This window comes from Nocardiopsis sp. LDBS0036 (assembly GCF_041228755.1).
GTDB lineage: Bacteria > Actinomycetota > Actinomycetes > Streptosporangiales > Streptosporangiaceae > Nocardiopsis > Nocardiopsis dassonvillei.
In genome coordinates this window covers 1641807-1665341 of record NZ_CP141103.1, presented here as the reverse complement: position 1 = coordinate 1665341, position 23535 = coordinate 1641807, and the positions used below count along the sequence as shown (strand labels likewise).

Annotated in this window: 20 protein-coding genes; 11 read left to right on the top strand and 9 right to left on the bottom strand. The window is 73.3% G+C overall.

The features are described 5' to 3' along the window. Positions 1–43 precede the first annotated feature (43 nt). Entirely contained in the window at positions 44–1384 is a 1341-nt protein-coding gene (locus UIS43_RS06960) for an MFS transporter (RefSeq protein WP_370012812.1), read from the bottom strand. 130 nt (positions 1385–1514) lie between these two features. Between UIS43_RS06960 and UIS43_RS06955 the strand changes: the two genes are divergently transcribed. Next, positions 1515–2708, top strand: coding sequence for a PucR family transcriptional regulator (locus UIS43_RS06955; RefSeq protein WP_370012811.1), 1194 nt, complete (start codon positions 1515–1517; stop codon positions 2706–2708). 766 nt (positions 2709–3474) lie between these two features. Beyond that, positions 3475–3801 (top strand): co-chaperone YbbN, encoded by a 327-nt coding sequence (locus UIS43_RS06950; protein ID WP_071622321.1) that lies wholly within the window; start codon positions 3475–3477, stop codon positions 3799–3801. 133 nt (positions 3802–3934) lie between these two features. On the opposite strand, the gene UIS43_RS06945 is transcribed toward UIS43_RS06950, so the two are convergent. From UIS43_RS06945 to UIS43_RS06930, 4 genes are all read right to left on the bottom strand, one after another. Continuing rightward, on the bottom strand, positions 3935–5017 hold the full coding sequence (locus UIS43_RS06945) for an MBL fold metallo-hydrolase (protein WP_117199064.1): 1083 nt from the start codon (positions 5015–5017) through the stop codon (positions 3935–3937). A gap of 77 nt (positions 5018–5094) precedes the next feature. Then, a complete protein-coding gene (locus UIS43_RS06940) occupies positions 5095–6198 on the bottom strand; it encodes an NAD(P)-dependent alcohol dehydrogenase (protein ID WP_370012809.1) in 1104 nt (367 codons plus the stop codon). A 205-nt stretch (positions 6199–6403) separates the two neighbouring features. Next, entirely contained in the window at positions 6404–7507 is a 1104-nt protein-coding gene (locus UIS43_RS06935; protein ID WP_117199066.1) for a Gfo/Idh/MocA family protein, read from the bottom strand. Positions 7508–7674: 167 nt separating this feature from the next. Continuing rightward, complete coding sequence (locus UIS43_RS06930) at positions 7675–8646, bottom strand: aldo/keto reductase (RefSeq protein ID WP_370012808.1); 972 nt, start codon at positions 8644–8646, stop codon at positions 7675–7677. A 138-nt stretch (positions 8647–8784) separates the two neighbouring features. Between UIS43_RS06930 and UIS43_RS06925 the strand changes: the two genes are divergently transcribed. Next, positions 8785–9381: a MarR family winged helix-turn-helix transcriptional regulator gene (locus UIS43_RS06925; RefSeq protein ID WP_071622318.1), complete on the top strand. Its 597-nt coding sequence runs from the start codon at positions 8785–8787 to the stop codon at positions 9379–9381. Between the two features lie 78 nt (positions 9382–9459). On the opposite strand, the gene UIS43_RS06920 is transcribed toward UIS43_RS06925, so the two are convergent. Then, positions 9460–9873 (bottom strand): helix-turn-helix domain-containing protein, encoded by a 414-nt coding sequence (locus UIS43_RS06920; RefSeq protein ID WP_117199067.1) that lies wholly within the window; start codon positions 9871–9873, stop codon positions 9460–9462. A gap of 202 nt (positions 9874–10075) precedes the next feature. Here UIS43_RS06920 and UIS43_RS06915 point away from each other — a divergent pair, with 202 nt between their 5' ends. Further along, positions 10076–12847 carry an AAA family ATPase gene (locus UIS43_RS06915; RefSeq protein ID WP_370012807.1) on the top strand — a complete coding sequence of 924 codons (2772 nt, stop codon included), beginning with the start codon at positions 10076–10078 and terminating at the stop codon, positions 12845–12847. Positions 12848–13028: 181 nt separating this feature from the next. On the opposite strand, the gene UIS43_RS06910 is transcribed toward UIS43_RS06915, so the two are convergent. Together UIS43_RS06910 and UIS43_RS06905 are read right to left on the bottom strand one after the other, a co-directional pair. Beyond that, a complete protein-coding gene (locus tag UIS43_RS06910) occupies positions 13029–13946 on the bottom strand; it encodes an NADP-dependent oxidoreductase (protein ID WP_358454532.1) in 918 nt (305 codons plus the stop codon). Between the two features lie 63 nt (positions 13947–14009). Continuing rightward, on the bottom strand, positions 14010–14243 hold the full coding sequence (locus UIS43_RS06905) for a (4Fe-4S)-binding protein (protein ID WP_013153684.1): 234 nt from the start codon (positions 14241–14243) through the stop codon (positions 14010–14012). Positions 14244–14508: 265 nt separating this feature from the next. Here UIS43_RS06905 and UIS43_RS06900 point away from each other — a divergent pair, with 265 nt between their 5' ends. The 7 genes from UIS43_RS06900 to UIS43_RS06870 all read left to right on the top strand — a co-directional run bounded on the left by UIS43_RS06900 (position 14509) and on the right by UIS43_RS06870 (position 22593). Continuing rightward, complete coding sequence (locus UIS43_RS06900) at positions 14509–15249, top strand: MerR family transcriptional regulator (protein ID WP_370012805.1); 741 nt, start codon at positions 14509–14511, stop codon at positions 15247–15249. Positions 15250–15374: 125 nt separating this feature from the next. Further along, the gene (locus tag UIS43_RS06895; protein ID WP_370012804.1) at positions 15375–17303 is read left to right on the top strand and encodes an alpha/beta fold hydrolase; all 1929 of its coding nucleotides are present in this window, start codon (positions 15375–15377) and stop codon (positions 17301–17303) included. Positions 17304–17933: 630 nt separating this feature from the next. Then, entirely contained in the window at positions 17934–18584 is a 651-nt protein-coding gene (locus tag UIS43_RS06890; RefSeq protein ID WP_370012802.1) for a class I SAM-dependent methyltransferase, read from the top strand. 196 nt (positions 18585–18780) lie between these two features. Next, a complete protein-coding gene (locus UIS43_RS06885) occupies positions 18781–19812 on the top strand; it encodes an ABC transporter substrate-binding protein (protein WP_117197857.1) in 1032 nt (343 codons plus the stop codon). Next, positions 19812–20624 (top strand): trans-aconitate 2-methyltransferase, encoded by an 813-nt coding sequence (locus tag UIS43_RS06880; protein WP_370012801.1) that lies wholly within the window; start codon positions 19812–19814, stop codon positions 20622–20624. The genes UIS43_RS06885 and UIS43_RS06880 overlap by 1 nt, the downstream gene beginning before the upstream one ends. Continuing rightward, entirely contained in the window at positions 20621–21769 is a 1149-nt protein-coding gene (locus UIS43_RS06875) for a FecCD family ABC transporter permease (RefSeq protein ID WP_370012800.1), read from the top strand. Before UIS43_RS06880 ends, UIS43_RS06875 begins: the two co-directional genes overlap by 4 nt. Then, entirely contained in the window at positions 21766–22593 is an 828-nt protein-coding gene (locus UIS43_RS06870; protein ID WP_370012798.1) for an ABC transporter ATP-binding protein, read from the top strand. The genes UIS43_RS06875 and UIS43_RS06870 overlap by 4 nt, the downstream gene beginning before the upstream one ends. Before the next feature lie 285 nt (positions 22594–22878). Here the strand turns inward: UIS43_RS06870 and UIS43_RS06865 are convergent, their stop codons facing one another. Further along, positions 22879–23358 (bottom strand): NUDIX domain-containing protein, encoded by a 480-nt coding sequence (locus UIS43_RS06865; protein ID WP_117197861.1) that lies wholly within the window; start codon positions 23356–23358, stop codon positions 22879–22881. Between the last annotated feature and the right edge of the window lie 177 nt (positions 23359–23535).

The window sequence follows — 23535 nt, the reverse complement described above, 5'->3', positions numbered from 1 at the left end:
GGGTTCTCCTCCTGCGGGGTTGTGGTCGGTGCGGGCGGGCGGTTCACGCCGCGGCCCGGGTGTCGGCGGCGGCGTGGGTGTCCGCGGCCCTGATCCGCTCACCGGCCAGGCCGCCGACCGCGGTGACGGCGCAGATGCCGATGAGGACCAGCACCGCTGGCCAGGACGCGCCGTCGTCCACGGCCAGGAGCGCGGTGGCGATGAGCGGGAGGAACCCGCTGAGGGTTCCGGCGAGGTTGTAGCCCAGGGACACCCCGCTGTAGCGCAGCCGGGGCGGGAAGAGGTCGGCCAGCAGGGTGCCGGTGACGGCGTAGGCCAGGGTGATGAGGCAGATCCCGATGGTCACCGCCGCGGTGATCGCCCATGGGTCGGCGGTGTCGATGAGCCGGAACAGGGGGAACGCGGCCGCGGCGGTGGCCAGGGCGCCGATCACCGTCATCCGGCCGGGGCCGAAGCGCTCGGCCGCGCGCCCGGCGACCAGGGTCGTGGCGATCTGGAAGACGGCGGCGACGAGTGTGGCGTTCACGACCGCCTGGCGGTCGACCTCCAGCACCGTGGAGGCGTAGGAGACCACGAAGGTCGTCATCACGTAGAAGCCGCCGACCCCCAGCAGCGCCGCGGCCACCGCCACGAGCAGGCGGCCCCCGGCCTCGCGGAACAGCGCCAGGGCGGGCACCTTGGCGCGGTCCTCCATCTGCACCAGCTCCTGGAAGACGGGGGACTCCTCGACCTTGAAGCGGATGTAGAGGGCGATGCCCAGCAGCGGGAACGCGGCCAGGAACGGCAGGCGCCACCCCCAGGCGTCGAAGTCGGCCGCGGGCAGCGTCAGCACCGCGGCGAAGGCGGCCGAGGAGATGAGCGTGCCGACCGGGGAGCCGATCTGGACCAGGGCGGCGTAGCGGGCGCGCTGGCGCTCGGGGGCGTGCTCGATGGCGATGGTGATGGCGCCGCCCCATTCGCCGCCCACGGCCAGGCCCTGGAGGAGCCGCAGGACCGCGAGCAGGATCGGCGCGGCGATCCCGATGGCCATGTAGTCGGGGATCACGCCGATGAGCCCGGTCGCGCAGCCGATCATGACGATGGTCATCAGCAGTGCGGGGCGCCGTCCGTAGCGGTCCCCGATGGTGCCGAAGATCAGGGATCCGATGGGCCTGGCGGCGAAGCCCACGCCGAAGGTCGCCAGCGCCGCCATGAGGCCCGCGCCCGGGTCGAGTTCGGTGAAGAACAGGCGGTTGAAGACCAGAGCGGCGGCCGTGCCAAACAGGAAGTAGTCGTACCACTCCAGGGCTGTTCCGACGAAGGCCGCGAAGGCGATGCGCCTGGCGTCGGCCGCGTTGACCTTCGGCGCTCTCGCGCCGGCCGGGGCCGGGTCGGGCTGTGGCATGTGATCCTCCGGGAGATGTGCACCGGTCGGACGGGACGTCGGCGACCAGGTGTGATGCCGATCATCGTCTTGGAAAAAGCGCACTCCCACAAGCGCATAACCCAACGAGAACGCCGCCTAGAATGTGCACATGCACAAAACAGCGCCGTCGGACGTCATCCCCCGAGCCGCACAGGCGTGCCTGGAGGAGCTGGAGACCGTCGCCTGGACCTACGTGCGCAGGGTCCGCGAGCTGACCGGGTACGCCGAGACCGTCATCGACGACGCCGAGCTGTACGGCACGGCCCGGGCCACGCTCGAACTCCTCCTGGAACTCCTGCGGGGACGGGACCGCCACGGCGAGCTGCGCGCCCACTCGGTCGAGGTCGGACGCTCCCGCGCCCGCCGCGGCATCCCCCTGGAGTCGCTGCTGCGGGCCGTGCGCATGGACTTCCGCTTCCTCTGGGAGGCGATGCGCGCCCACGTCGCCGAGGCCGACTTCCGCGACTTCTCCGAGGAGGTCATCTCCATCTGGGAGGCGGTGGAGGTGCACACCACCCACGTGCAGACCGGCTACACCGACGAGATCGCCCGGATGCGCGCGGAACTGGAGCTGGAGCACGCCTTCCTCCTGCGGCACCTGCTGAGCGGTTCCGGCGGGGACACGCGGCTGAACGAGCAGGCGGCGCGGGCACTGGGCCTGCGCCCCGACGGCGTCCACCTCGTCCTGGTGGCCAACGGCAACCACGCCCGCGACTTCCGGGGCTGGGTCGGCCAGACGCTTCCCCGGGCCGTCCTGCTCCGCCTGGACGGGGTGGAGTTCGCCATCGTCCCCGCGGGGGACGCCGCGGGGGCCGCCCGGGAGACGCTGCTGGGCAAACCCGTCGGGATCTCCCCGAGCGCCCACGGCATCGGGGAGATAGCCCCCATGTGGCGGCTCGCCCGCGAGCTGGCGGAGTGGGCGCGGCCCGGCGCGGCGGCCACGGTCGAGGGCCACTGGACCCGGCTGGCGGGCGCGCGCCTGGGACCGGCCGCCGAGGCCTTCGCCCGCGACGTGCGGGAGGCGCTCGGCGGGTTCACCGAACGCGAGGTCGACCTGCAGGTCGAGACGGTCCAGGCCTACTACCGGACCGGTTCGGTGACCGAGGTCGCGCAGGCGATGTTCTGCCACCGCAACACGGTGATCAACCGCCTGCGCCGCTTCGCCGAGGCCACCGGGCTCGACGTCACCAGACCGGTCGACGCGTCCGCGGCCCACCTGGCCCTGACCACCCTCCGCCAGACCCTTCCCGCCCGCGAGCGGTCGGCCGGGGAGGGCGTGACATCCGGCCCGGTGAGCGGGTGAGCGATGGCGCTCACCGACGCGCGCACCTCGACCGCGTCGGCCGCCCCATGGCGGCCGCTCCCGTGAACGGTCATCCGCGCGATGGCGGGGACGTCCATGACGCTGACGCGGTCCTCGCCCCAGCCCGGATAGAACGTGATGCCGCCGATGGGCGACCACGCCTGGGTGAGCACTCCGTGGGCGGCGTCGGCCCGCTGGACGTCGGGCTGGGTGAAGTAGGGGTGCAGCTCGCTCTGGTTGAGGGCGGGCACGACGTCGGTCTGGTCGATCAGGCGCTCCAGGTGCTCGGGGGCGAAGTTGCTGACGCCGATCGCGGGTTCGGCCGCGAGGAGTCCTCCGTCGCGCTCGTCTCCGGGAACCGGGACAGGCTCGGTCGGCTCGCCACCGCCGACCACGCGGCGGAGACCCGACCCCGTACGGGCGGCCACCGGTACCACCGAGGGCCGGAACCGCCCACGGGCCTCGGGCGGCACCGCGCCCGGACCGGGGAGCGCGACCCGGTCTGCTGGGCGTGCTCCCCGGCCGCGGGAGCTGAGGCTTTCCGGAGCGCCGCGCGCCGGAGCGCGGGCTCAGTTGCCGGTCCCGCGCATCGGCGTATCCGAAACCCGCCTTGCGGCGTTCCGGATGTCCGCCCCCGGGGCTGGGCGTACCACCACGAACCCCCACAGGACGACGGTGTTCGCGCCATTCCACCACGGAGTCGACCGCGGGACGGGGACGATGGGTGGTGTCGTTCCCGCCTCTTGTCCACGAAGGAGCACAGCACATGAGCGGTACCGTCCTGGACGTCACCGACGCTGACTTCGAAGCGAAGGTCGTCCGAGCACAGGGACCCGTCCTGGCGGTCTTCCGGGCCGAGTGGAGCGCTGTGTGCAGGGCGCTGGACCCGGTCCTGGCCGAGGCCGCCAAGGAGTACGCGGACCGGGTGACCATCGCCCGGCTCGACATCGACCGGAGCCCTCAGACGCCTCCCGTGTACGACATCACGGCGATACCCACCCTGCACGTCTTCAAGGACGGAAACATCGTCGCCACCCGGATCGGGCCCTCCTCCAAGAACAACGTCGTCGAGCTGATCACCCCGCACCTGTGACCACCGGTCCGGCCCGGACCAGGGCCGGGACACGGATCCCGCACCCGTAAGGGCGCGGGACCCGGCGGCGCGCCGACCCGCCCGCCGGGTTCCCGCGTTCCTCGAACCCGCACGCCTTCCGCGTACGGCCGGGTCAGGTCTGGAAGGGCGGGGGGTTGGTCCCGCGCAGGCGGTAGTCGGGGCGGGGCCGTTCCAACCGGATCGACTCCAGCACGGTGTAGGCGTGGTACTTGGTCTGGGTGGTGGCGCCCGCCAGGCGCTCCCACCACAGCTGCCCGTTGCTGGTCCGCTTCTCCAGGACGTGCCGGGTGGTGTGGTTCGCCATGGAGTTGATCCAGTTCTCCGTGCCGACGAAGACCCTGTCCTGGCCTGCGCCGGCCAGGATGCCGACCAGCGCGTCGGAGCCGCTGAACCGATCGACCGCCGCGGTGGCCCCTTCGAGCACGTCGGCGAAGTACTCCACGCACAGCTCCACCTGCTCACGGGTGCCGTAGTGCATGTGGTGCCCGCCGACGAAGAAGTCGAAGTCGTACTCCAGGATCTGGGAGTGCGCCTCGTACCAGCCGGAGATGTTCTGCGAGGCGTCGCAGTGCATGAACGTCACGGAGCCCGGGCTCAGGATGTCCACGGCGGTGAGCACCTTCTGCCGGGGGGCGTAGACGAAGATGTTCCCCGGGCAGTGGTTCTCGCCCTTGTAGGACAGGTGCAGCTCCACGCCGCCCACGTCCAGGACGTGGTCGTTCTCGAACGTGAGCGTCGGCACCGGGCGCTTGGGGTCGGGGAACCGCTCCAGGAGCTCCTTGGTGATGCGGTGGGCGACGATCTCGACGTCGGGGCCGTACACGGAGGCGGCGCCGATGTGGTCGGCGTGCCAGTGGCTGTAGACCACGTGGGTCACCGGCTGGTCGGTGACCTCCTCGATCGCCGCCAGCATGTTCTCGCCCAGCGTCGGCGGTGCGTCGATGGCGACCACGCCCTCGCCGCTCACCACGAACGCGGCGTCGTAACCGGCGCTGGTGACCCAGTAGAAGCCGTCGCGCAGTTCCTCCACGTGGTAGCCGTACTTCTGGAAGCGCTCACTCCGCAGGTACGGGGGGTAGTAGCCCTCGGGGTCGGAGGGGTCGTCCTCCCCGGCCCGGGGGAAGCCGTAGTGGTCGATCCCGTAGAAGTCCGGGGCGTCGTCGGCGGTGATGGTTCTCTGACTGCTGGAGCACATCGGTGAAACACCTTTCCTCGTTCTCGGCTCTCGTGGAACGTGCGGCCCTCGGCGAGGCGCACGTCCGTACGGCCGCGTTATTCCGGTGGCGTGAACCGCAGGACCGCCTTGGTGATCCGGCCCGAGCCCGCGTCGTCGAACGCGGTGTTGATGTCGGTGAAGTCGTAGAAGGACAGCAGCCGGTCGATCGGGAACCGGCCCGCCCGGTAGAGTTCGGCGAGTTCGTTGACCAGCAGCGGTGAGACGGCGTCGCCCTGGATGATGCCTTGCAGGGACTGGCCCATCGTGAGGCGGCCCGCGTCGACCACCGCGCCCCCGCCCTCGTGGAAGGCCACGAAGCCGAACCTCCCCATGGGCGCCAACGCGCCGACACCCGCGTCGAGGTTCTCCGCTCGGCCGCTCGTGTCCAGGACGTACTCCATGCCGCGCTCCTCGACCGCGCGGAGCGCGGCCGCCAGGTCCCCGACCATCCGTGGGTCGATGGTGTGGGTCGCTCCCAGTTCGCGTGCCAGTCCGAGCCGGTCGGCGTCGACGTCGACGGCCACGATGGTGGCCGCGCCCGCCACGCGCGCCGCCATGACCGCCGCCAGGCCCACTGCGCCCACGCCGAACACGGCGAGGGACGCGCCCACCGGAACGGCGAGGGCCTTGAGCACGGCTCCGGCGCCCGTCTGCAGACCGCAGCCCAGCGGGGCCATGACCTCCAGGGGCAGGTCGGCGGGCACCCTGATGGTGTTGCGCTGGTGGGTGAGGGCGTAGGTGGAGAAGGAGGACTGCCCGAAGAAGTGGCCGCGGGGTTCGCGGTCGTTCCCGGGGCCGCCGACGGCGTGCAGCCCGTTCGACCCGTCCAGGCGGGCACCCGCGAAGTTCGCCGCCCAGACGTCGTCGCAGTAGGCGGCGTGCCCGGAGACGCACGGCTTGCAGCGTCCGCACGAGTGGTAGGACAGCACGACGTGGTCGCCGGGCGCGACGGAGGTGACGGCGCTTCCCGTGCGCTCGACGACCCCCGCGCCCTCGTGCCCCAGCACCACCGGCAGCGGTGTCGCCATCCGCTGGGCCCGCACGTGGGCGTCGGTCGCGCATATCCCGGTCGCGACCATCCGGACCAGGATCTCGTCCGCCCGGGGTTCCTCGACCTCGACGTCGCGGAACTCGAACGGCCCGTCCCGCTTCTCGATCACGGCGGCCCGCGCGGGTGTGGTCGTACGGAGCGGCCCCCTCACAGGGCCCCGCCGACGCCGAAGCGACCGAGGACAGCATTCATCAACGACTCCCGTAATCGGTGTGGTCCGGGCCGAAGGGCCCCGAGCGGGACTGAACCTACGGCAGCCGTTCGGGTCCGCGAATCGGTCGCCGTATCGGTCACGGCCCGCGCCTTCGGACCGGTCACCGCCGCAGGTGCTGCCGGAGGCCGGTACGCGCGGCCCGTTCCACCTGGGCGACCAGTCGGCTGTTGTGGACGGCGTGCTCGAATCCCGGTGTGTCGTACGTCCCGTTCCCGATGTCGCGGGCAAGTGAGGCGTACACCTCTCCCACGTTGACGGAGGCGCCCGCCCAGACCTGCGCGGCGGCCGGTCCGGTGCCGGTGGCGACGGGGGCGTCGGGCGCCTCGAACTCCACGTTCGAGGTCAGCGCGAGGTCGCCGACCTGGACACCCGCGGGGTGGTCGCCGGTCAGCGCCAGCCAGCCGTCCGTTCCGCGGACCTCCAGGCCGAAACGGGCGTCCGCCGCGGGTACGCCCGCTAGAACCTGCACTCCCACCGGTGCCCCCGAGGCGGTTTTGACGACGGCGTCGAGGTGGTCCGGTGTCTCCCGGGCCGATAGTTCGCCGGTGTCGGTCAGCCGTACCCGCGGCCACAGGAGTTCGGTGCGCGCGTCGATCTCGGTGACGCGTCCGAGGACCGCCTCGACCACGTCGAGCACGTGGCCCACCGCGACGGTCAGGAAACCGGCTCCGGCCGCCGCCTTGTCGAAGTAGGCGTAGGCGCTCACCGACTCCGGGCCGTTGCCGAACGTCGTCGCGGTGACCCGTGCCGAGAGCGGTCGCCCCAGTCGGCCCTGCGCCACGATCTGCGCGGCGCGGCGCACCGAGGGGTTGTGCCGCCCCTGCAGGCCGATCGCCGTGTGCAGCCGACCCGCCGCCGCGGCCATCTCCTCGGTCTGGGCGACGGTCGCGCCCAGGGGGGACTCCGAGTACACGGCCTTGCCCGCCGCGAGTGCCGCCAGCACGAGTTCGCGGTGGGCCGGGACCTTGACGGCCACGGTGACGAGGTCGACGGAGGGGTCGCTGATCAGTGCGTAGGGGTCGGCGAACCAGCGTTCGGCGCCGAAGACCTCGGCCGCGCGGCGTGCGCTCTCCTCGCGCCGGGTCGCCACGGCGGCCAACCTGAACTCCGGCTGCGCCGCCAGGGCGGGGATGTGCGAGGCCCCCGCCCAGCTCGCACTGGTGTCGGCTCCGATGACGCCGACACGGATCGGGTTGTTCGACATGATGTGCGGTTCCGTTCTTGACGCGCGGTCGGCGTACGGCTGGTCCGTAGGTCCGGTCCGCTGCGGGGTCGTGGAAGATGTGGGGCCGTCCCGGGAGGCGTCACGCCACCGCCGGGGAGCCGATCGGTTCGGTCGGCGGGCGGGGCGGTGCTCGCCCCGCCGCCTTCTCAGCGGTCGACGACGGCCATGTCGGCGGCGGCGTGGCGCTCGCCGGAGGCCGGTGCCAGTTCGTCCAGCCGGGTGCTCTGTGCGCTGGTGAGCCGCAGGCCGTCGGCGGCGGTGTTCTCCTCAAGGCGGTCGGTGCGCCTGGTGCCCGGGATGGGAGCGATGCCCTCACCCCGCGCGAGCAGCCACGCCAGGGCGACCTGCGCCGGTGTGGCCCCGGCCTCCGCGGCGACCTCGCTCACCTCGTCGACGATGCGCAGGTTGCGCGTGAGATTGCCGCCGGTGAACCGGGGGTTGGTGCGCCGCCAGTCGGCGGCGTCCAGGCCGTCCAACGAGCGGATGCCGCCGGTGAGGAAACCGTGCCCGAGGGGCGAGTAGGGGACCAGGCCGATGCCCAGTTCACGCAGGGCGGGCAGCACGTCGGCCTCGACGTCGCGGGTCCACAGCGAGTACTCCGTCTGGACGGCGGCCAGGGGGTGGACCGCGTGGGCCCGGCGGATCGTCGCCGGGGCCGCCTCCGAGAGGCCGATGTGGCGTACCTTGCCCGCGGCCACCAGTTCGCCCAGCGCGCCCACCGTGTCCTCGATGGGGGTGCCGGGGTCGACGCGGTGCTGGTAGTACAGGTCGATGCGGTCGGTCCCGAGGCGCCGCAGGGAGCCCTCCACCGCCGCGCGGATGTTGGCGGGGGTGCTGTCGGGGCCCGGTCGGCCGGTGTGGGAGACGAGGCCGAACTTGGTGGCGATGACGACCCGGTCGCGGCGCCCGCTGATCGCGCGGCCCAGCAGTTCCTCGTTGACGTAGGGCCCGTAGACCTCGGCGGTGTCCAGGTGGGTGGCGCCGAGGTCCACGGCACGCTGGATGGTGCGGACCGAGGCGTCGTCGTCACGGCCCGCTCCGGTGTAGAACGCGGACATTCCCATGACGCCGAGGCCGATGCGCGGGACCTGGAGTCCGCCGAGCGATGTGGTCCGCATGCCGTGGTCCTTCCTGGAGGGGGTCGCCGGTCCGCGGCGGCGCACCTGTGCCGGTGCGCCCCGGGCCGTTCGAACTTGACGCATCAAGTTCTACGCGACTCAACTTGATGCGTCAACAACGGTGGTTAGGATGGGGCCATGGCGACAAACACGGCGGGTGGGCACGGGCCGGACCGGGACGCGTCCCAGGGGACGGAGGCCGGGGAGGGCCTCCACGCTGAAGGGGCCGCGCCTTCGGCCGCGCGAACGCGGTGGCTGGAGCCCGACGAGCTGGCGGCGTGGCTGGCCAACTCCGCGCTCATGATCAGCCTGCCGGCCGCCCTGGACGCGCGGATGCAGCGCGAGGCCCGGATGACCTTCTTCGAGTACATGGTGCTCTCGGTGCTCTCCGAGCAGCCGGAGCACACCCTGCGCATGAGTGAGCTGGCCGCGCGCACGTCGGCGTCGCTGTCGCGGTTGTCGCACGTGGCGGGGCGTCTGGAGAAACGCGGACTGCTCACACGGGTCCGGGTCCCGGGGGCCGGTCGGCGCACCGACGCGGTACTGACCGGGGCCGGTTACGAGGCGGTGGCGGCGGCGGCGCCGGGGCACGTCGCGGCGGTCCGCGAGTACCTGATCGACGGCCTCGGGCCGCAGGAGCTCGCGGCGCTGCGCCGTATCGGCACCGCGGTCGAGGCCGCCATCAAACGGGGGCGGTCCGGGAGCGGATCAGCGGCACCGGTTCCCGAGGAGTGAGCGACGTCCCGGGCGGACGGCCCCGTACCGCCGCACGGGTGACTCCGCCACCCGGTCCCGGACGGCCGGGGCGCGGGTTCACCGGTCGTCGTCGGTCGCGGTCCGCCGCTCCGAGTCGTTCTCGACGCTCCACTCGACGAGCGGGTGCAGGACGCGCATCAGCCCGACACCGCGTTCGGTGGGCCGGTACAGGATCTGCACCGGGGTGGTCGGCACGACCGTCCGGTCGATCAGCCCGTGGGACCGCAGTTCCCGCAGGCGCTGGGACAGCAGCTGGTTCGAGATGCCGGGAACGTGCGCACGGTACTCGACGAACCTGCGGGCGCCCCGCACGGACGCCAACAGCACCGAGGCGGTCCACTTCCCGCCGACGAGCTCGACCGAGCGCTGGAAGCTGCGGCACGTCTCGTCGTCGATGCGCTCGAAGCCGTCGTCCGCACCACTACGGGCGGAGGAAGCCGCTGACGTGTCGGTCGGTCGGGATCTGGCCATGCGCGCAGGGTACCGGAGGGGGTCATTTCCCCTGACCGGGTCAGGGTCGTTTTGTCGCTGAAGGGAGTCGTTGGGCAGCCTTGGGCCATGGACACACATTTCTTCCGCCGGGAGTCGCCGTGAACCGGGGACGCTCGCCGGGACGCGGACCGCACCCGCCCACCGGTGCCGCTCACGGGCCCCTCACCGCCGAGCGGGCGCCGTGAACCCGCCGTATCCGGACACGCACACCGCCGGAGCCGTGCTCCCCCCGGCGGTGGCGGAGCCGATCGGCCGCCAGGAGGAGACCGCGGCCCTCGACGGGCTCCTCTCGGGGGCCCGCGAGGGCAGGGGCGGTGCCCTCGCGCTGTGGGGCGAACCGGGCATCGGCAAGTCCACTCTGCTGCGCTACGCCCACGACCGGGCCGCGGACTTCGTCCGGCTCGGCCACCGGGCCGCCCGGTCGGAGTCGGACCTGCCCTTCGCCGGGCTTCACGGGCTGCTGCGACCGGTGGCCGCGCGGATGGAGTCGCCGCCGGACGGGGGAGCGGTGTTGCGCACCGCGCTCGAAGCGGGTGAGGTCCCGGCGAACCCGCTCCCGGTGGGGGCGGCCGTGCTGTCGCTGCTCTGCGCGATCGCCGAGGAGCGGCCCGTCCTCGTCTCCCTGGACGACGCGCAGTGGCTCGACGGAGCCAGCGCGCGGTGCCTGGGCATCCTCGCCCGGCGTGTGGCGGCGCATCCCGTGGTGGTGCTGGTGGCCGACCAAGGCGACCCGACCGCCCGGCCATGGGAGGGCGTCCCCGACGTGCGGGTCGAGGGCCTCACCGAAGGGAGCGCGCGGCGCCTGCACGCGACCGCGGCCCCGCGCGCCGACGAGGCCCTGGTGCGGGCGGCGGTCGAGGAGGCGGGGGGCAACCCCCTGGCGCTGCTGGAGGCGGTCGGGGCCGACTGGCGCCCCGACGAGGCCGAGCCCCTCCCCGGACGGCTGCGGCCGCCCGTCGGACCGCGGCTGCGCCGTGCCTTCCGCGCCGCGATCGAGGCCCTGAGCCCCCCGGTGCGGCTGCTCACCGTACTCGCGGCGGCCGAGGACCACGGTGACCTGCTCGTGGTGCGGCGGGCCGGCCGCGCCCTCGGCGTCGACGACACCGCCTGGGACGAGGCGGAGGACGCGGGTCTGCTGCGCGTGAGGGGAGACCGAGTGGGGTTTCGCCACCCCGTCGTGCGCAGAGCCGTCTACGACTGCTGCGGTGCCGCGGAGAGGCGGCGGGCGCACCGGGCCCTGGCCGCCGCGCTGCCCGACGAGGCGGAGGAGCGCGCCTGGCACCTCGCCTCCGCGGCACACGACCACGACGAGGACGTCGCCGGACTGCTCGAACGGACCGCGGCCCGCTCCCGGCTCCGCGGTGCCATGGCGGCGGAGGCGTGGGCGCTGCGGCGGGCCGCCGAACTCTCGTCGGCGCCGATCGACGCCTCCCGACGGCTGGCCGGAGCGGCGCGGGCCGCCTGGGACGCCGGGTGGGCGACCACCGCGGAGCGCCTGCTCGACGACGCGGAGCGGTTGGCCCCGGGCACCCACGTCGCCCGCTGCAGCCACGGCCTGCGCGGCGTCATCGAGTCCTCCCGCGGCGCCCCCGAACTGGCCCACCACTACCTGACCACCGACATGGAGCTGGTCGCGGACCCGGGCACGGCGCTGGAGCTGGGCACCACGGCCATGCGCGCCGGCTGGGCGGCCGGACGCGGCGACCTGGCGGCCGGGGCGCTGGAATCGCTGCTGGAACTCGACGTCGAGGAGCGGGACGGGCTTCCCGTCCTCCTGGCCTGGTGGAGCGACGACCCGGCCGCCGACGCCGTGCCGACCGACGCGACCGGTTTCGCCGACGCCCTCGCCCGGGCTCGCAGGACGCCGCTGCGGTTGCTTCCGCCCGCTCCCCTCGCGGTGGTCTGGGGCATCGACACGGCGGTGGGGGACGCGTTGCGCCGCCGGGCGCCGCACCTGCGGCGGCGCTACGAACCGGCCCGGCTCGCCGACGTCCTGGCCCATACCGCGACGCTGGACGGCTTCGCCGGCCGCTGGGCGGAGTCGGAGTCCGCGTCCGAGGAGGGGTTGCGGCTGGCGGAGGACGTGGGCGCCGACCAGATCGCCGCCCACTGCCGCAACTGCCTGGGCTGGCTCGCCGCCGTGCGCGGTGACGAGCACCGGGCGGCCGAGGCCGCCGAACGCGTGCTGCGCACCGCGCTCCCGCGGGGAAGCCGTGCGGTGAGCGCGGCGTCCTACTGGATCAGCGGCATGAACAGCCTGTTCCAGGAGCGTCCCGGGGAAGCGCTGGACACCCTGCTGCGCCTGGCCGACCCCGCACACGGTGCGGCGCATCCGACCTTCGCGCTGCTGGCCGCGCTCGACACCGCCGAGGCCGCCGTGCACGTGGGGAGGTTCGACGTCGCCGAGGAGCGGATGCGGCGGCTGCACGCCTGGGCGCGGCGCACCGGAGCGCCGTGGGCGCGCTCCGCCGCGCACGCCGCCGAGGCGCTGTTGGACGGCCCCCGCGCCGAGGACGCCTTCCAGGCCGCGCTCGACGTGCCCGGCACACGGTCGCAACCCCTTCTGCGCGCCCGCGCCCAGCTGTTCTACGGCGAGTGGTTGCGGCGGGGCCGTCGGCGGACCGACGCGCGTGTCCACCTCGGGAGCGCCCTGGAGGCGTTCGACCGCCTGGGGGCCGAGCCGCTCAGCCGACGGGCGCGGCGTGAACGGGACCTCACCGGCCCCCCGGGCCGCCGGGGGAGCCCCGGCGCCGGAGAGGGCGTCCGGCTCACCGCCCAGGAGGACAGGATCGCCCGGCTCGCCGCTCAGCGGATGACGAACCGCGAGATCGCCGCGAAGCTGCGGATCAGTCACCGCACCGTGGGCCACCACCTCGGCAACGTGTTCGCCAAGCTGGGCATCACCGCGCGGTCCGAGCTGGGGCGCACCTACGGAGGCCCGGGGCCGGGTTGAGCCGTGCCGGTGCGCGGAACCGCCGGCGTCCGGGGCCGGGGCCGCGCCGGCCCGCGGTGGGCGGGTCCTCTCCTGGACCCGTCCACCGCAGGACCTCACCGCGGGGGCCTGCGCGCTGCCGCCTCCGTCGGACCGCGGGCGGTGTCCTCGGCCGCCCCGACCGCCGGAGGCCGCGGGCCCGTCACGGGAGCAGCACGAGTTTGCCGCTCACGTGCCCGGCCCGGCTCTCCTCCAGGGCGATGGCCGCCTCGTCGAGCGGGTGCGTCCCGGCGATCGGCACCCGCAGCCGGCCCGCCTCGATCAGGGCCAGGATGTCGCGGAGGGCCTCGCGTCCGTCCACGGCCGGCTGGGTCACATGGGTGCGGATACCCGTCCCCGCGGGGTCCTGGACCACGACGGACAGGACGCGCGACGGGCCGCCCGCGAGTTCGACCGAATCCGGGATCTCGCCTCGGCCGGAGGCGTCGAGGACGGCGTCCACGCCTCCGGGGGAGAGGGCCCGTACGCGCTCGACCAGTCCGGCGCCGTAGGCGACCGGCTCCGCGCCGAACGAACGGATCCGCTCGTGGTTGCGCTCGCTCGCGGTACCGATGACGCGGGCCCCGCGGGCCACCGCCATCTGCACGGCGAACGTGCCCACGCCGCCGGCGGCGGCGTGGACGAGCAGGGTCTCGCCCTCGGCGACCCGGAGCTCGTTCAGCACCTCCCAGGCGGTGATGCCCGAACCGGCCAGCGTCCCGGCGACCTCCCAGGGCACCGAGGCCGGTTTGGCGACGAGTACCGCGGGGTCGGCCAGCGCCGATTGGGCGAAGGAGGGCGTGGCGGCGGCCCCCAGCACCTCGTCACCGACCCTCAGGTCGGCCACTCCCGTACCGACCTGGTCGACCACCCCGGCCACGTCGAAGCCGAGACCGAGCGGAAGGCGGGAGGGCGCCACCCGGCCCAGGTGGCCGTGCAGGATCTTCCAGTCGACCGGAGCGACACCGGCCGCCCGTACCGCGAGCCGTACCTGTCCGGGGCCCGCGGTGGGCGGCGGAACGTCGACCACGCGTAGGGACTCGATGCTGCCGTATTCGTGGAACTGCGCTGCGAGCGGCATCTGCTGGGCTCCAAGCTCGTGAAGGGGTGCTCGCGCGGTGGGCGTGCGGGGTCGGCCGGGGGCCTACCGCGCGCCGTCCGCGAGCCGGTACTGCAGGGCGCCGGAGGGGCAGCGCCGGATCACCTCGGCCAGGCGGTCGGCGGCGGCGCCGTCCGGCTGGATCCACGGGCGCCGCCGGGTGTCGAACACCTCGGGCAGGCCGTTGACGCACACGGCGGCGTGCTGACAGCGCTCCGCCTCGAAGGTGACCGTGATCGACTCACCCTCGTACGCCTTCTTGCCGTGTCCGCCGCTCACTGCGGTCCCCTTCGCCCAGGCTTCACAGCCGCCCAATCTAGATGATGTATCAACTAGGTTGGGTATGCTATCCGCTCCAAGGGCATATGTCGAGAACGCGCGAACCCGCGACGGGCGGGCCCCTGCGCGGCTCCGCGCACCCTTCCCCGTCGCCGTGTCGACCACAGAACCCCGGGCCCGCGCTACCGTCGTCGACGCGACGGGGCGGAACCGCCGTCCGGGGCCGCCGGCCACCCGCGCGAACCGGAGCCGAAGGAGCCGACCGATGCTCAGCAGCGAGCTCGCCGAACTGGCGGGCGTCACCGTACGCACGTTGCGCCACTACCACCAGATCGGGCTGCTGCCCGAGCCGCCCCGCTCGGCCGGGGGCTACCGGCGCTACGACGTGGGCCACCTCGTCCGGCTCCTGCGCATCACGAGGATGACCGCCCTCGGTGTACCGCTGTCCGAGCTGCCCGCGGTACTGGACGATCCGGCGGCCGCGGAGGAACTGCTCGACGAGCTCGACCGCCGGGCCGCCGCCGAGGTCGAACGGCTCCTCGCCCGCCGCGCCAGCATCGCCGCGCTGCGCCGCAGCGGCGCCCCGCCCGACCTGCCGCCTGAGCTCTCGGAGCTGCGTTCCGCCCCCGACCCGGACATGCCCGAGGACATGGCCCGCTACGAGCACGAACAGCTCGTCCTGGTCGGACATCTGCTCGGCGGGGACGGCCCGGCGGGACTCGCCGCCCTGCTCGGCGAGGTGGACGACGGCACGGCCGCGCTCGCACCGCTGACGGAACGCTTCTACGCCCTGGGTCCCGACACCCCGGAGGAGGAGGTGGCGGCACTGACCGACGATCTGGTCGCGCGCCTCGAACCGGTGGTGGCGCGCCTGGCCGGCCTGTTCCCGTCCGACGCGCGGGCCTCGACCCTGATGGACGAACTGAACGGACGGACCCTGCGACCCGTGCAGCACCGCGTCCTGCGCCGGGTCCAGCGGCGGCTGGCCCTGTCGGACGGGGTCTGACCGGGCTCCGGAGCGCTTGGCCGACGAGCGGGTGTGGCGCGGGTCACTCCCTCCGGCCTTGAGTGTGACGCGACGTCGGGGAGTGGACTCGGGCGTGCACGAACCCGTCGACCACGAGGACCGCCATGACCGCTCCGCCCAAGCTGATCACCGTCGAGGAGTTCTTCGGCCCGCCCGTCCGCAGCCGGGCCCTTCTGTCACCCGACGGCACGAGGGTCGCCTACCTCGCTCCCTGGCGCGGTCGGCTCAACGTGTTCGTCCGCGACCCGGACTCGGACTGGACCGCCCCCGACCAGGTACACGAGGCCGACGCCCCGGGCGTCCGGCGCGTCACCTCCGACACCCGGCGCAACATCGACGCCTTCTTCTGGACCGCCGACGGCCGCTACCTGCTGTTCCAGCAGGACGCCGACGGCGACGAGAACTGGCACCTGCACCGCGTGGACCCGAACCGGCCCGACGAGCCCGCGGTCGACCTGACCCCCTTCGAGGGCGTGCGGCTGCTCGGCGCGCAACTCCCGCCGGACCGCCCCGGCACCGCCTTCGTACAGCTCAACATGCGCCGTCCCGACCTGGCCGACCTGTTCGAGCTCGACCTGGAGACCGGCCGCCTGACCACCGCCGCGGAGAACCCCGGCGACGTCCTCGCCTGGCTGCGCACCCCGGACCGGCTGCTGGCGTTCACCATGGAGGAGGGAGGCGACCACGTGCTGTCGGAGCACACCGAGGGCGCGCGGCGCGCGATCGCCCGGTTCCCCGGCACCGACGCCCTCTTCGGCATCCTCCCGGCTGTGCTCACCCCGGACGGGAACGGACTGTGGATCGGTTCGTCGCGGGGTTCCGACCGCACCCGCCTGGTCCGGCTCGACCTGGACACCGGCGAGCAGGCCGGCGTGGACAGCCACCCCGTGTTCGACCTGGACACCCCGCGCCCCGAGGCCGACCCGCGTTTCCCGTCCTCGCTGATCCTGCACCCGGGAACCGGGGACCTGCTCGGCGCCCGCTACCTCGGCACCCGTCAGGAGATCCACGCGCTCGACCCGCGCTTCGCCGAGGTCCTGCCGCGGCTGGCCGAGCTGTCCGACGGCGACCTGGCCCACGTCTCCTGCGACACCGCGGCGCGGCGCTGGGTGGTGGACTTCACCCACGACCGCGACCCCGGCGTCACCTGGTTCTACGACCACGCCACGGGACGGGCGCGCCGCCTCTTCCGGCCCTTCCCCCACCTGAACCCGGCCGAGTTGGCCCCGGTCACCCCGGTCACCGTCAGCGCCCGCGACGGCCTGACCCTGCCCTGCCACCTCACCCTGCCGGTCGGGGTCGAACCGCGCGACCTGCCGACCGTGCTGCTGGTGCACGGCGGACCGTGGTACCGCGACAGCTGGTGCTACGACCCGGAGGTGCAACTCCTGGCCAACCGCGGTTACGCGGTGCTGCAGGTCGACTTCCGCGGCTCCACCGGCTACGGCAAGGCCCACACACAGGCCGCGATCGGCCAGTTCGCCGGGCGCATGCACGACGACCTGATCGACGCCCTCGACTGGGCGGTCGAACAGGGCTACACCGACCCGGACCGGGTGGCGGTCTACGGCTGCTCCTACGGCGGTTACGCGGCGCTGGTCGGAGCGGCGTTCACCCCGGACAGGTTCGCCGCCGCGGTCAGCTACACCGGAATGTCCGACCTGGTCGACCTCGTCGAGTCGGTCGTCCCGTTCGCCCGCCGTACCGTCGAGAACAGCTACCTGCGCTACATCGGCGACCCGGACGACCCCCGCCAGAGGGCCGACATGCTCGCCCGCTCGCCCATCAGCCGGGTCGACGACATCACCGCGCCGGTTCTGCTGATCCACGGCGCCAACGACGTCCGCGTCCACCGGCGTAACTCCGACCGGGTCTTCGACGCGCTCCGCTCCCGCGGCGCCGAGGTCGAGTACCTGCTGAACGAGACCGAGGGCCACTGGTTCACCAACCCGGACAGCAACATCGAGTTGTACGGGAGGCTGGAGCGCTTCCTGGCCCGCCACCTGGGCGGGCGGTCCGCGACCGGGTCCTGACCCGCGGCGACCTGCCGACGGCGTCCAGCCGCACGGACGCCCGAGGCCGCGGGGTGCGGACACGTGTACGCGTCGCGGCGGACCCGGGGGAGCCCCCTCCCTCGTGAACGGGTGGGCGCCGACCCGCTCCCGGGGCCGGGCGAGAGGCCGGTGGGAGCTGGGCCGGGCGCCCACCTCTTCGGTCGGGGGCGTGGTGACCGCGCGTCCCGAGGCGGCAGGGTGTGATCTGTCCGTCGTGCCCCGGGCCCGCGCGGTCGCTTGCGATGCTATTTGAAAACGATAATCGTTTTCTATAGAAACGCGAGTGTGCTGGGTCACTCGAAGAAGGGCTGTGGAGGGTACGGGGACGTCCGTTCCGGGGGGAACACCGAGGTCGGCAGGGTCCGCGCCCGCGGGCCGGTCGCGGTGTCCCCGCTCGGCGGGCCGTCCTGATCCCACACGGCTCGGCCCACCGGGGAGATCGCCGTTGTCATCGACCGTGACGCGCTTCCGCGCCGCGAGAGCCGACAGGGCCGCTTGGGAGGCGCCGACGTCCGGGGGGCGGCTTCGGCGGCCCGCCCAGGGCCTGCGAGTTTGCTGCTCCGGCAAAACTCTTTGTCCGTAATCGCGGGTGTCGGTGAGCATCGCCGCATGACACATGACGCTCAGAACCCCACCTCGCCCAGCGCCGAGTTCTGGGAACCGCTGCACCGGTCGGCCGAGACCGTCACGGCGCCCCCGCCCAACGTCCGGCTCACCGAGCTGGTGCGCGACCTCGAACTGGCGCCGGGCCGCGCCTGCGACCTCGGCTCCGGCCGCGGCGGAGACGCCCGGTGGCTGGCCTCCCTGGGCTGGCACGTCACCGCGACCGAGGTCTCGGCCACGGCGGTCGCGCGCATCGCCGACATGGCCGCCGCGCAGGGCCTGGACCGCCTGCGCGCCGAGCGGCACGACCTGTCCCGTTCGCTGCCCGCCGGACCGTTCGACCTGGTCTACGCCTGCTACTTCCACAGCCCGGTGGCGTTCGGCCGGGAGGACGTCCTGCGCCGCGCCGCGCGGCAGGTGGCGGTCGGCGGACGCCTGATACTCGTCGACCACGCGTCCACCGCGCCCTGGTCCTGGCGCTTCGGGGACGAGGAGCCCACGTTCCCCACGCCGGAGGAGACCCTTGTCACACTGATGCTCGGGGACGGCTGGACCACCGAACGCTGCGAGAGCGCCGAACGGGTGGCCAACGGCCCCGACGGCACGACGGCCGGTGTCACGGACAACGTGATCGTGGTCCGCCGCCACTCCGCCTGACGGTCCCGCAATCCGTGGCGCCCGTGGGGAAACGGGCGTCCCGGATGGTTTGTCCCGCTTCTTCCGGAGTCGCGTTTTCGGGTTCCGTCCGGGGCCCCGCGCCCTGGAGGGGGCGCCCGCGGGATGCCGTGGGCGCCCCCTCGGCCGTCACGCAGTGGAGTACGTGCTGGTGGTGGAGGCGCTGTAGCCTACCGGCATGAATCTGAAAATCATTATCAGAACCGTGGGGGTCGTGTCGGCTCTCGCCCTGACCGGGTGCGCGGCGGCACCCGCCTCCGGGACCGACTCCGCGGTTACAGCGGGCGAGGGCACGACCTCCTACCCCCTCAGCATCCAGAACTGCGACACCGAGGTGACCGTCGAGCGGGCCCCCGAGCGCGCGGTCTCGCTGAACCAGTCGGCCACCGAGATCATGGTCCAGCTCGGCCTCGCCGACCGCATGGCGGGCACCTCGTACGAGACCGACCCCGTCCCCAGCGACATCGCCGACGCCTACGAGAGCATCCCCCTGCTCACGGACGGCCTGCTCAAGCACGAGACCCTGCTCGAAGCGCAGCCCGACTTCGTCTACTCGTCCTTCGCCTCGTTCCTCACCGCCGAGAACGCCGGTGAGCGCGCCGAACTGCACGAGCTCGGCGTCCCGACCTACCTGAGCGAGTTCGACTGCACCTACCACGAGGCCGTCGAGGGCGGCGCGACCTTCGAGATGCTCTTCGACGAGATCGAGACGATCGCCCGGATCTTCGACGTGCCCGACGCGGGCGAAGAGCTCGTCGCCGAGCAGCGGGCCGTGGTCGAGGAGGGACTCCAGGCCGCCGAACAGATCGAGGGCACGCCCAGCCTGGTCTGGTTCTACTCCACCGCGTCGTCCTCCTCCACTCCGTCGGTCGCCGGACCCGGCGGGCTCCCGCAGACCGTGACCGAGATGCTCGGCGCCGAGAACGCCTTCGGCGACGCCTCCACCAAATGGCCGGAGGTCAGCTGGGACGAGGTCGCCGAGCGCGACCCCGACGTGCTCGTGCTCGCCGACCTGAGCCGCGGATACCCCGGCGACACGGCCGAGGAGAAGATCGAGTTCCTCAAGAACGACCCCCTGACCTCGACCATGGACGCCGTCGTCAACGACCGCTTCATCGTCGTCCCCGGGCAGCACATGGACCCGTCGGTCCACAGCGTGCAGGCCGTCCCGACCATCGCGCAGGGCCTCATCGACATGGAGATCGAGTGATGACGACCACGACCACGAACACCCTCGAAGGGAACGCCCTCGAACGGCTCATCGGTGACTGGGACGCCCAACAGGCGGCCTACATCACCCACCGCGAGCAGAGGTTCGAGATCATGCTCGACGTCATCGCGCGGACCTGCGCCTCCTCGGACGCGTTCGGGGCCGACGGGACCGGCATGACCGTTCTCGACCTGGCGTGCGGCCCCGGCAGCCTCTCCCAGCGCGTCCTCGACCGGTTCCCGGGCGCCCGGGTGATCGGGGTCGACTACGACCCGGTGCTGCTCGCGATCGCGGGCTCATGGCTCGGTCAGCGCCACGGTTCACGCTTCACGCCGGTCGACGTCGACCTCGCCGCGCCCGGCTGGAGGGCCCGACTGCCCGAGGGGCCGGTGCACGTGGCCGTCTCCTCGACCGCGCTCCACTGGCTGGAGCCGGCCCAGCTCGTCGCCGTCTACGACGCCCTGGGCGCCCTGCTCCCCGCCGACGGCGTCTTCATGAACGCCGACCACCTGCGCTACGACCCGCGCTCGCAGCCGTTCCTCACCGGGGCGGCGGCCGCCGACGACGAACGCACCCAGCGTGACGCGCACTCGCGGGGTGTGCGGACCTGGGACGAGTGGTGGTCGGACGCCGTCGCGCACGACGCGTTCGGACAGCACCACGCCGAGCGCGAGCGCCGCTTCGCCGACCGGCCGCCCACACCGCACGCACCGCTCGAACTGCACCTGCAGGCGCTCGGTACCGCCGGATTCGCCGAAACCGGGGTCATCTGGCGGTACTACGACGATGTCGTGGTGTTCGCGCTGAGATGACCAGACTCACCGACCCTTCGCGGACCGGTCCGCCCGACGCGGACGCTCTCCCCGACGCCGACCCGCCGGCGGCGCGGGCGGCGGCGGGCGGCGCCGAGGTCCCTCCCGAACGCACACCGGGCAGGCTGCGCTCGTCCCTCGTCGTCGCCGCCTTCGTCCTCGCGCTGTGCGTGACGATCGTCGTCGCGGCCTTCGTCGGCACGGCGAACATCGGGGCGCTCGACGTGCTCGGGATCATCCTGCGCAACATCGGGCTGGGCGCCCTCGCCCCCGTCCCGGCGGCGCCGCCGCTCATCGACGCCCTCATCTGGGAGTCGCGTCTGCCGCGCGTGCTCCTGACCGCCGTGGTCGGTCTCGGGCTCTCGGTCTCGGGCGCGGTGCTGCAGTCGATCACCCGCAACCCGCTCGCCGAACCGTACCTGCTCGGGGTCTCCTCGGGGGCGTCCACCGGGGCGGTCGCGATCATGGTGCTCGGGCTCGGCTCGGGCGCGGTGACCCTCTCCACGGGCGCCTTCGCCGGGGCGCTGGCCGCCTTCGCGATCGTGCTGGTCCTCATCGGGGGCGGACGCGTCTCCAACCCCGCCCGCGTGGTGCTCACCGGTGTGCTGGTGTCGCAGTTCTTCTCCGCGATCACCTCGCTCGTGCTGATGCTCGACGGCGACGCGGACGCCACCCGGGGCTTCACGTACTGGCTGCTCGGCTCGCTCGGAGGCGCACGCTGGGAGCCGCTGCTCGTGGCGTCCGCCGTCATCGTGCTCGGCGCCGTCGGCTGCCTGTTCTTCGCCCCGGCCCTGGACGCGTTCACCTTCGGCTGGGACACCGCCTCCTCGCTCGGGATCAACGTGACCCTGGCACGGGTGACGCTCATGGTCCTCACCGCGCTCGTCACGGCGGCGGCCGTCGCGGCCTCCGGGGCGATCGGGTTCATCGGGCTGCTCGTACCGCACGTCGTGCGTCTGCTGGCGGGGCCCGCGCACCGCCTGCTGCTCCCCCTCAGCGGGCTCGGGGGCGCGATCTTCCTGGTGTGGGTCGACACCTTCGCCCGCTCGGCGTTCTCGCCGCACGAGATCCCGGTGGGAGTGATCACGGCGCTGCTCGGCGCACCGGTGTTCGCGGTCGTCCTGGGAAGGGCGGCCCGGCAATGACGGCACTGGAGGCGAACGGCATCACGTGGTCGGTCGACAGGACACGCATCCTCGACGGGGTCTCGATCCGGGCGCGCTCCAACGGGGTGCTCGCCGTGCTCGGGCCCAACGGGGCGGGCAAGACCTCACTGCTGCGCATCCTGGCGGGGCTCCGGCGTCCAGACGCCGGAACGGTGCTCCTGGGCGGGGAACCGGTCCGCTCCCTGCCCCGGCGCGCGGTCGCCCGGCGGGTGGCCATCGTGGAACAGTCACCCGAGGTGCACACCGACATCACCGTCGACGACGCCGTGGCGCTCGGCAGGACGCCCTACCGCGGCACCTTCGCCGGGCTGGACGGCGAGGACCGTGCCGCGATCGAACAGGCGCTCGCCCTCACCGGGATGCGCGCCTACCGGTCGCGGTCGTGGCGGACGCTCTCCGGCGGTGAGCGACAGCGCGCCCAGCTGGCCCGCGCGCTCGCGCAGCAACCGGAGGTGATCGTGCTGGACGAGCCGACCAACCACCTCGACATCCGCTACCAGCTCGACGTCCTCACCCTGCTGCGATCGCTCGACATGACGGTGGTGACCGCCCTGCACGACCTCAACCTGGCCGCACGCTACTGCGACCGGGTCGCTGTCCTGCACGCCGGGCGGATCGCGGCGACGGGCACGCCCGCCGCCGTGCTGACACCCGAGCTCGTCCGTTCCGTCTACGGGGTCGAAGCCGTCGTCGACACCTCCCCGCACATGGGAGCGCCGGTCGTGACCTACCTGGGCGGCGTGTCCGGACGCTCGACACCGGTGCCCGGTCCCGGGCCGCACCGCCGGCGGCAGACGGAGTGAGCCGCTTCGCGCGGCCTCGCGCGGCCGTGTGCCCGGGGCCTGCTCATCGCCCGCCAGACGGGCAGCGACCGTCGACGGGACGGCGCGGGCGGCCCCGGCCGGGGCCCGGCTCCGTGATCTGAGCCGCGCACACCGGAAGAGAACGGGAGGGTCCCGGGCTCCGCGCACGCGGGGACGACGGGACCTTCCCCGTTCGCGTTCCGCGGCGCACGGTGTCCCCGATCCGCCAGCCGTGTCCCTCTGGCGGGTTCTCCACCGCTGTCCGGTCGGTCCGGGCTGGCGGATTCACCCGCGGGGCGTCTCCGTGCGGGGATCGGCCACCAGGTCGCGCAGGTCGCGCAGGTTGTCCTCCAGGAACCGTGCCAGCGAGTCCGGGAGCAGGCTGATGCTCCGAAGGGCTGTATCCGTACTGGGGAGGACGACGGTCTCGTAGGTTCCCCGCGTCGGGTCGGAGAACTCCGGTCCGGTACGGCTGGAGGGGTCCGTCTCCGTCAACCGGGCGACGAACACGTGCTGGACGAGGGTCCCCTCGGGGTGTTCGTCGGTGAGGACCACGACCTCGCGTACCCGGTCGACGCGTCCGCCGAGTTCCTCCAGGACCTCGCGGCGCAGGGCCGCCTCCACGGAGGCGTCCTCCGGTTCGACGCCTCCCCCGGCCGTGGTCCAGTAGGGGGCGCGGCCCGGACGGGTCCGCTTGATGAGCACCAGCCGCCCCTGCCGGTCGAACAGGATCGCGCGGGCCTTCTGCTTGATGATCTCGGGCATGTCCGTGATCCTGCCCTGGTCGGAGCCGGTCGTCCCGGTGGACGAGAGAACTCTGTCCCGGAGGCGACCCGGTCCGGGGCCGGGGGTCCTGGCCGCGCCGGGGGGCTTCCTTGGAGCCGGGGCTCTGCGCGCCTTCCCGGACCCGGGCGGTGTCACGGAGACCGGGGCCGGCCGGGG

What these genes read in the sequence shown, in the direction of transcription:
- UIS43_RS06885 (WP_117197857.1), top strand. Translation starts at nt 18,781, where the DNA reads ATGAATCTGAAAATCATTATCAGAACCGTGGGGGTCGTGTCGGCTCTC.
- UIS43_RS06945 (WP_117199064.1), bottom strand. Translation starts at nt 5,017, where the DNA reads ATGTGCTCCAGCAGTCAGAGAACCATCACCGCCGACGACGCCCCGGAC.
- UIS43_RS06950 (WP_071622321.1), top strand. Translation starts at nt 3,475, where the DNA reads ATGAGCGGTACCGTCCTGGACGTCACCGACGCTGACTTCGAAGCGAAG.
- UIS43_RS06960 (WP_370012812.1), bottom strand. Translation starts at nt 1,384, where the DNA reads ATGCCACAGCCCGACCCGGCCCCGGCCGGCGCGAGAGCGCCGAAGGTC.
- UIS43_RS06900 (WP_370012805.1), top strand. Translation starts at nt 14,509, where the DNA reads ATGCTCAGCAGCGAGCTCGCCGAACTGGCGGGCGTCACCGTACGCACG.
- UIS43_RS06865 (WP_117197861.1), bottom strand. Translation starts at nt 23,358, where the DNA reads ATGCCCGAGATCATCAAGCAGAAGGCCCGCGCGATCCTGTTCGACCGG.
- UIS43_RS06910 (WP_358454532.1), bottom strand. Translation starts at nt 13,946, where the DNA reads ATGCCGCTCGCAGCGCAGTTCCACGAATACGGCAGCATCGAGTCCCTA.
- UIS43_RS06935 (WP_117199066.1), bottom strand. Translation starts at nt 7,507, where the DNA reads ATGTCGAACAACCCGATCCGTGTCGGCGTCATCGGAGCCGACACCAGT.
- UIS43_RS06895 (WP_370012804.1), top strand. Translation starts at nt 15,375, where the DNA reads ATGACCGCTCCGCCCAAGCTGATCACCGTCGAGGAGTTCTTCGGCCCG.
- UIS43_RS06955 (WP_370012811.1), top strand. Translation starts at nt 1,515, where the DNA reads ATGCACAAAACAGCGCCGTCGGACGTCATCCCCCGAGCCGCACAGGCG.
- UIS43_RS06880 (WP_370012801.1), top strand. Translation starts at nt 19,812, where the DNA reads ATGACGACCACGACCACGAACACCCTCGAAGGGAACGCCCTCGAACGG.
- UIS43_RS06920 (WP_117199067.1), bottom strand. Translation starts at nt 9,873, where the DNA reads ATGGCCAGATCCCGACCGACCGACACGTCAGCGGCTTCCTCCGCCCGT.
- UIS43_RS06870 (WP_370012798.1), top strand. Translation starts at nt 21,766, where the DNA reads ATGACGGCACTGGAGGCGAACGGCATCACGTGGTCGGTCGACAGGACA.
- UIS43_RS06875 (WP_370012800.1), top strand. Translation starts at nt 20,621, where the DNA reads ATGACCAGACTCACCGACCCTTCGCGGACCGGTCCGCCCGACGCGGAC.
- UIS43_RS06890 (WP_370012802.1), top strand. Translation starts at nt 17,934, where the DNA reads ATGACACATGACGCTCAGAACCCCACCTCGCCCAGCGCCGAGTTCTGG.
- UIS43_RS06930 (WP_370012808.1), bottom strand. Translation starts at nt 8,646, where the DNA reads ATGCGGACCACATCGCTCGGCGGACTCCAGGTCCCGCGCATCGGCCTC.
- UIS43_RS06925 (WP_071622318.1), top strand. Translation starts at nt 8,785, where the DNA reads ATGGCGACAAACACGGCGGGTGGGCACGGGCCGGACCGGGACGCGTCC.